The sequence below is a fragment of the Streptomyces sp. SID486 genome, from assembly GCF_009865385.1.
Taxonomy (GTDB): Bacteria; Actinomycetota; Actinomycetes; order Streptomycetales; family Streptomycetaceae; genus Streptomyces.
Map to the genome: position 1 here is coordinate 1 of NZ_WWJT01000080.1, position 6,503 is coordinate 6,503.

Annotated in this window: 10 protein-coding genes, 1 tRNA gene and 1 pseudogene; 7 read left to right on the forward strand and 5 right to left on the reverse strand. The window is 70.4% G+C overall.

Annotated features, from left to right (window positions below; translation table 11 throughout):
- Positions 1-306 (forward strand): hypothetical protein (locus GT045_RS04175; RefSeq protein WP_202527090.1); only part of this gene is annotated, 306 nt, incomplete at its 5' end.
- A 120-nt stretch (positions 307-426) separates the two neighbouring features.
- On the forward strand, positions 427-756 hold the full coding sequence (locus GT045_RS04180) for a hypothetical protein (protein WP_161333324.1): 330 nt from the start codon (positions 427-429) through the stop codon (positions 754-756).
- Positions 757-845: 89 nt separating this feature from the next.
- Here GT045_RS04180 and GT045_RS04185 read toward each other — a convergent pair whose 3' ends face one another.
- On the reverse strand, positions 846-1,469 hold the full coding sequence (locus GT045_RS04185; RefSeq protein ID WP_161333325.1) for a response regulator transcription factor: 624 nt from the start codon (positions 1,467-1,469) through the stop codon (positions 846-848).
- Between the two features lie 274 nt (positions 1,470-1,743).
- The gene (locus GT045_RS04190; RefSeq protein ID WP_161296087.1) at positions 1,744-2,145 is read right to left on the reverse strand and encodes a YccF domain-containing protein; all 402 of its coding nucleotides are present in this window, start codon (positions 2,143-2,145) and stop codon (positions 1,744-1,746) included.
- 316 nt (positions 2,146-2,461) lie between these two features.
- On the opposite strand from GT045_RS04190, the gene GT045_RS04195 reads away from it, so the two are divergent.
- Positions 2,462-2,728, forward strand: a complete 267-nt coding sequence (locus GT045_RS04195; RefSeq protein ID WP_161296088.1) for a GlsB/YeaQ/YmgE family stress response membrane protein — start codon at positions 2,462-2,464, stop codon at positions 2,726-2,728.
- Between the two features lie 79 nt (positions 2,729-2,807).
- Here GT045_RS04195 and GT045_RS04200 read toward each other — a convergent pair whose 3' ends face one another.
- Complete coding sequence (locus GT045_RS04200; RefSeq protein ID WP_161296090.1) at positions 2,808-3,296, reverse strand: YajQ family cyclic di-GMP-binding protein; 489 nt, start codon at positions 3,294-3,296, stop codon at positions 2,808-2,810.
- 223 nt (positions 3,297-3,519) lie between these two features.
- Here GT045_RS04200 and GT045_RS04205 point away from each other — a divergent pair.
- The 4 genes from GT045_RS04205 (at position 3,520) to GT045_RS39455 (ending at position 4,964) form a co-directional block, all read left to right on the forward strand.
- Positions 3,520-3,601: transfer RNA gene (locus tag GT045_RS04205), tRNA-Tyr, on the forward strand.
- Positions 3,602-3,825: 224 nt separating this feature from the next.
- A complete protein-coding gene (locus GT045_RS04210; RefSeq protein ID WP_161333326.1) occupies positions 3,826-4,179 on the forward strand; it encodes a DUF6233 domain-containing protein in 354 nt (117 codons plus the stop codon).
- A 44-nt stretch (positions 4,180-4,223) separates the two neighbouring features.
- A complete protein-coding gene (locus tag GT045_RS04215; RefSeq protein ID WP_202516266.1) occupies positions 4,224-4,448 on the forward strand; it encodes a hypothetical protein in 225 nt (74 codons plus the stop codon).
- 303 nt (positions 4,449-4,751) lie between these two features.
- Positions 4,752-4,964: a hypothetical protein gene (locus GT045_RS39455; protein WP_161296094.1), complete on the forward strand. Its 213-nt coding sequence runs from the start codon at positions 4,752-4,754 to the stop codon at positions 4,962-4,964.
- Between the two features lie 111 nt (positions 4,965-5,075).
- On the opposite strand, the gene GT045_RS04225 is transcribed toward GT045_RS39455, so the two are convergent.
- Entirely contained in the window at positions 5,076-5,732 is a 657-nt protein-coding gene (locus GT045_RS04225) for an SDR family oxidoreductase (protein ID WP_161296096.1), read from the reverse strand.
- Positions 5,733-5,966: 234 nt separating this feature from the next.
- A pseudogene (locus tag GT045_RS04230) lies at positions 5,967-6,503 on the reverse strand (hydrolase); the annotation flags it as partial.

A 6,503-nucleotide genomic window follows, 5' to 3' on the forward strand; every position in this document is an offset into this window, starting at 1 on the left:
CAGGGCGGCACGCAGGGTGGTGGCGGCGGCAACACTCAGGGCGGCACGCAGGGTGGCGGGACCGGCAACACTCAGGGCGGCACGCAGGGTGGCGGCCGGGGCAACACCCAGGGCGGCACTCAGGGTGGCGGCAACGGCAACACCCAAGGCGGCACGCAGGGTGGCGGCAACGGCAACACTCAGGGCGGCACGCAGGGTGGCGGGACCGGCAACACCCAGGGCGGCACGCAGGGTGGTGGCGGCGGCAACACCCAGGGCGGTACCCAGGGTGGCAACGGCAACACCCAGGGCGGTACCCAGGGCTGATCGACCGATGGATGAGTTCGTCACCTCGCAGAGGGCGCCTCTGCGAGGTGACGGCCGATTGCTATGAACCACGACCGTCGCTACGCCTCAGGGCCTCCGAGGTGAGGGAAATTGAGAAAGATGACCGCACAGAGGGCCGGGTTCGTCATTGCGGCCTCCGCATGTGCCTGTGCGATGTCGTTCGTATCAACCGCGCCGGCGAGTGCGACCACAGTCCCGGCCTCCTCCGCAATTCAGGCCGTTCCCGCCAAGTCGACGATGCGTTGCTATGCCACACGGGGCGATCCCGGCGCCGTCGTCTGCTACCGGTTCTCGAAAAAGGCGGAATTCAGGCACGGCAGTGTCGTCTACGTCCCGATCCTCATTCAGGTACCTACGCCGTCGAACCCGACGTCCGTGATCATCGTGAACAGTCTGAACGACATCCACCCGAGCGACGGTTCCAAATGACCGACACTCCCGGGGCGGGACGAATACGAATCGGCGCGGAACAACGGAGACCCCGGCCACTTGCCACGGCGTGGGCATGGGTATGGGTCTCACTCCGCGGAGAAGTCTCCCAGGCCGCCGTATCTCAGTGCCAGTCGCGTGAGGTCGGCTCTGCGACGGGAGCCGATTTTCCTCCGTAGCCGTTCCAAGTGCGTGTGAACCGTGTTCTCGGTGATGTTCAGCTTGGCGGCGATCTCCCGGTCCGTCGCCCCGTTGGCCACGAGCTGCAGGATCTGTCGTTCACGGCCGGTGAGGTGCGGCGGAGGCGTGGGCAGGCTGTGACCGGCAAGGCTCGCACCGAGGTAGCTCCTGCCCGAAGCGACCGCACGGACCGCCGCCACCAGCTCCGACACCTCGGTCTGCCTGCTGAGGTACGCGCGAGCGCCGGCCTTGATGCACAGGACCGCGTCGGACTGGGCCTGCGAAGTGGACAGCACGATGACGGCACGCCCCTGGCGGGTCAGCTGGGCGACCTGATCGGACGCCACCTGGTCGGACACCTGCAGGGCGATGAGGACGACCTTGGTTTCGTCAGCCTCGCGGAGCGCTTCGCGGACGCTGCTGAAGGAGGCCGTGATCTGCAGGTCGGACTGGCTGTCGATCGCCTGCACGAGGCCGAGTCGAAGCAGTGGCCAGTCGCAGATGACGGCCATCGACGTCACAGACGGGCTCATGGGAAGCTCCAGCGTTCGCGGGGCTCCGGCCACGGGACGTAGCGGAGTAGGGGTGACCGGCGGCTCCCGCCGTCTCATCCCAGACTCGGTCGTCCGGCGGGAGGCGGCACCTCCGCATGCCCTCCTGCGCGGAAACACGACACGAGTGGAGCAGCGCTTCCGGCACCCGGCCGCCGAGCGGGTCGTCGTAGGCGGCAGCCGCGCGATCACGTGACCGGCGGGGATGCCCGGGACGGCCCGCCGGTACGCGCGGACGTGGCCGGCACCGAGCGGGTCACCGCCCGCCGAACCCCTGATCCGTCGGTACGACCTCCCGCCCGAGCGGCATCAGCGAGATCGGGATGAGCTTGAGGTTCGCCCACCCGAACGGGATGCCGACGATCGACAGGAAGAGCGGGATGCTCGTGATCAGGTGCGCGAGCGCCAGCCACCAACCCGCGAAGACCACCCAGATCACGTTGCCGAGGAACGATCCCGCTCCGGCGTCCCGCCGGTCCACGGTGGTCCGGCCGAACGGCCAGAGCACGAACCCGGCGATGCGCAGCGACGCGATGCCGAACGGGATGGTGATGATCAGGACGAAGCAGATGAGCGCTGCGATCAGGTAACCGATCGCCATCCAGAGGCCGCAGAAGACGAGCCACAGGATGTTCAGCAGCAGGTTGAACACCTTCATGATCGGCACCTTTCCAGGTCGCTCCGTCGGCATGCCTGCTGCCACAAGTATCAGCCGCTCATGTGCTCAGCCGGAACCGCGGCGTTCTTGTAGCGCGATGGGGAACGAATCGGGACGATCGCGTCCGGCGGAGGTACGCGTCCGGCGGAGGTACGTGTCGTGCGCCGCACCCTGACCGGACGCGGCAACCGGCGGACGGCCCCGTGACGTCCTCTTCATCGACACGGCACGAACACGCGCGTGGCGGACGCGGGCCCTCTTCGGAAAACCAGGACCCGGACAGTGCGGACTCGGCGCGGAAGGGCAGGTTCACGGTATGAGCATCATCGGTTGGATCATCCTCGGACTGCTGGCCGGAGCCATCGCCAAAGTCCTGCTGCCCGGCCGCGACCCCGGCGGCTTCATCGGAACGACCCTCATCGGCGTCGCGGGCGCGTTCATCGGGGGCTGGATATCGGCCCGCTGGCTGGACCACCCGATCAGCAAGGACTTCTACGACGGCGCGACCTGGGCCGCGGCCATCGGCGGCTCCCTGGTGCTGCTGATCGTCTACCGCATCCTGTTCGGCAACTCGCGCGACTGAGCGCGGCGCGCCGGCGCAGCGCGGAAGGGTGGGCACCACAAGGGGCCCACCCTTTTCCGTCGGCTCTTCGCCCCGCCGGCTACCGGTAGTTCACGAACTGCAGCGCGAAGTCGAAGTCCTTGCCCTTCAGAAGGGCGATGATGGCCTGCAGGTCGTCACGGCTCTTGGAGCTGACGCGCAGTTCGTCGCCCTGGACCTGCGCCTTGACGCCCTTGGGCCCCTCGTCGCGGATGATCTTCGCCACCTTCTTGGCGTTCTCCTGGGAGATGCCCTCCTCGATCGAGGCGAAGATCTTGTACTCCTTGCCAGAGAGCTGGGGCTCGCCCGCGTCCAGCGCCTTCAGCGAGATGCCGCGCTTGATGAGCTTGGACTGGAAGACGTCGAGGACGGCCTTCACGCGCTCCTCGGAGTTCGCCTCCATGAGGATCTTCTCGCCGGACCAGGAGATCGAGGCCCCCACGCCCTTGAAGTCGTAGCGCTGCGAGATCTCCTTGGCGGCCTGGTTGAGGGCGTTGTCGACCTCCTGCCGCTCGACCTTCGAGACGATGTCGAAACTGGAGTCGGCCATGTCCTGTGGCTCCTTGTATCGGGTGCGTGTCGGGTGCGTGCCGGGGTGCGCGGCGGCGACCGCCGGGCCGGTGGGGTACCGGGTCGCATCCGCACCAGCCTAGCCACCTCGCGACCCGGGAGGCGGAGATCAATCGGGTGGCGAAGCACCCCTCCGCATCGGGTATTGTTTACGTCGTTGCCGGGGAACACCGCCGAAAGCGGGTTCGAGTGGCAGCAAACCCGGCGGTGTGCCCGAGCGGCCAAAGGGAGCAGACTGTAAATCTGCCGGTTCTACCTTCCCAGGTTCGAATCCTGGCGCCGCCACACGACCGAAAGGGTCCGTGTCCAGCGATAACGCTGGACGCGGGCCCTTTCGTCGTTCCTGCTCCCGGTTCTCGTGGCGCTCGCGCCGCGCATCGTCCGGCGGCGGTCTCGTGGGCCTGGTGCCGCTTTCGTCCTCTCATGTGGAAGCGAACCGGCTGCCCCGTGCACGGTTCCGGTGGTCCTGCTGGTTACACGCGCCGACCGACATCACTAGAATCGAACGTGTGAACGAAGACCGTCCACTGACGCGTCTCGACATGCTGCGCTTCGCCCGCCGCGTCGTCGAACACCAGGCTGCCCGACAGCTCGCGTTGATGGACCGGTGGATCGCCGACGAGGAACGCCGGGAGGCCGGGCGGCAGCGCCGTGCCGCCGCCCGGCAGACCTGTCCCGAGTGGGCCGTCGAGCGCGGCCTGAACGGTCGTAGCGCGGTGTACGTCCATGTCGGCGGCTGCACCGGTGCCGGCGGGCGGGCGAAAGGTGTCGGCCGGGAGCAGGCGGTACGTGCCCTCACCGAGGAAGGAGTCCCCGCGTGCCCGCTGTGCCGACCGGACACGGCGCTGGGGATTCTCGAATGACCGGCCGGGGTGCGGGCCCGGACGGTCCGAATGATGCTGGAGCCATGGCCGGGAAACGTCCCATCATCGTGCACATGCCGTCCCCGACCGGCGGTCGCCGGGTCCGGGTGGACGGCGAGATCCTCGGCCTCGCGCACAACGTGCGGGACCTGGTGGAGTTCCTGCGCCGGGCAGGGCTCGAGATCGAACCGGAGGAGGTGGCCGACTCGCCGTTGATCGACTGGCGCGGAGTGGGCCCCGACCGGTGGGAAGCGGAGACCAGAACCTGACCACCCCAGCCCCGCGCGGAACCCGCGCCACCACGCTCGCCCCGTGCGGGGCGCACCGACGGCCCTGCGGGGACGTATCGGCGGTCCTGCGGGCACGCGTATCAGCGGCGCCGTGCGGGGCCGTGCGGTGACGGGCTGAGGGTGCCATGGGGGCGTCTCGGCGGTCCCGTGCGGTGCTGCGCTGACGGTGCTGTGGGGTGTGTCGGCGGTCCCGCGCGGTGACGCACAGACGGTTCCGTGCGGGACGCACCGGCGGCCCGGTGTGCCGACGCACCCGCGGCCTGTTCCGGGCACACTGGCTGCATGTCCTCCCGTCGCAGAACCTGTCCCGTGTGCCGTCGCGAAATCGCCGTCGTCGCAGGCCGCTTCGCGCGTCACGATCCGCCCGGGACGCGGGAGAGCGGAGAACTCGTGTCCTGCGCCGGATCGCGGCGGCAGGCGCAACTCGGTGCGGAGCAGCCGTCCTTGGACGGCTACGTCGTGCCGGTCTTTCCCGGACAGCTGCCTCTGTTCTGATTTCTCGCGCGTCCGATCCTTCGCGCGTCCGATCCTTCGTGCGGGGTCCGGCTTCTGACGGGTCGCCGGCGGGGTAAGGGCGTTCACCCTGCCAACGGCCGGCGCCCGGAGTCAGTTCCCGGCGACCGACTTGACCGCGACCGCCACCGGTGTCGAACCACTGATCAGCTCCAGCGTGAGACCGGCCGTCGCGGGCGTGTCCACCAGCTCCGCGAGAACGGCCGCCACGTCGTCCCGCGGGATCGACCCGCGCCCCGTGTGCGCCTCCATGCGGACCAGCCCGGTGCCCGCGTCGTCCGTCAGCGAGCCCGGACGCAGGATCGTCCAGTCCAGCGCTTCCTGGCGGGTGACATACGCGTCGGCCTCACCCTTGGCGCGCAGGTACACGTCGAAGACCTCGTCGCCCCGGTGCGCGGGGTCCGCGCCCATCGAGGACACCATCACGAAACGGCGTACCCGCGCGCGTACGGCCGCGTCCGCGAACAGCACCGCCGCGCCCCTGTCCACCGTCTCCTTGCGGGCCGTGCCGCTGCCCGGGCCCGCACCCGCCGCGAAGACCGCCGCGTCCGCGCCCTGCAGGTGTGCCGCGACCTCCTCCACCAAGGCGGACTCCAGGTCGAGCAGGACCGGTTCGGCGCCGGCCGCCCGCAGATCGTCGCCTTGTTCGGGCTTGCGGATGATGCCCGCCACCTCGTCCCCGCGCGCGGAGAGCAGACGCTCCAGCCGCAGCGCAATCTGACCATGACCACCAGCGATGACAATGCGCATGAATCCGACCGTACGCCCGAAGGGACGCATCCGCCGCACGAGTTAACCGGCGCGGACGGCCTGCCCGGCCCACGGCCCGTCGCACCCGCCGGCCCGCGTGGACAGCCGTTCAGCCCGCTCCGGCGGCCGGTGTGGACGGGCCCGCCCGGCTCCCGGCGCCCGCGCCCGCACAGGGGCCAACCGGCGCGGAGGTCCCGGCCCTCTCGGGTCCCGTGCGGCCGTCCCCGCGCACGCTCAGGACACTTCCCCGCGCCCCTGCCGTGGCAGCCCCAGCTCCGCGGCGGCCGCCGAGTTGCAGTACTCGCGTACCGCGCTCGTACGGGCCACCACCCGGCCCCGGTGCACCACGATCCGGCTGTAGGCCAGGGAGAGCGCGCCGGCGAGATGGTCGCCGCGCACGGCGAGCAGTTCCGCGGGGAAGCCCGCCTCCACGCGCACCTCGGGCAGACCGAGCACCGCGCGGGCCGAGGCGCACACGGCGTCGTAGGCGTCCTCCGGGCGCAGGCCGTGCGCGGAGGCGAGGAGGTAGGCCGCTTCGAGGGGGTCGCCGCGCCCGACGGGATTGGAGACGTCACGCATGGCCCCGCTGCCGGCCGCGACGCGCACCCCGGCCGCCCGCAGCAGCCGTACCGGGGCCGGATCGCGGCCGTCGGCGCCGCCGCAGCCTCCCTGGGGCAGGCACACCACCGCCACGCCCGCCGCCGCGAGCTGGTCCGCGGCGCGGGCGGCAGCGTCGGCGGGCAGGCGCGCGAGCCCGGCGCACGGTCCGAT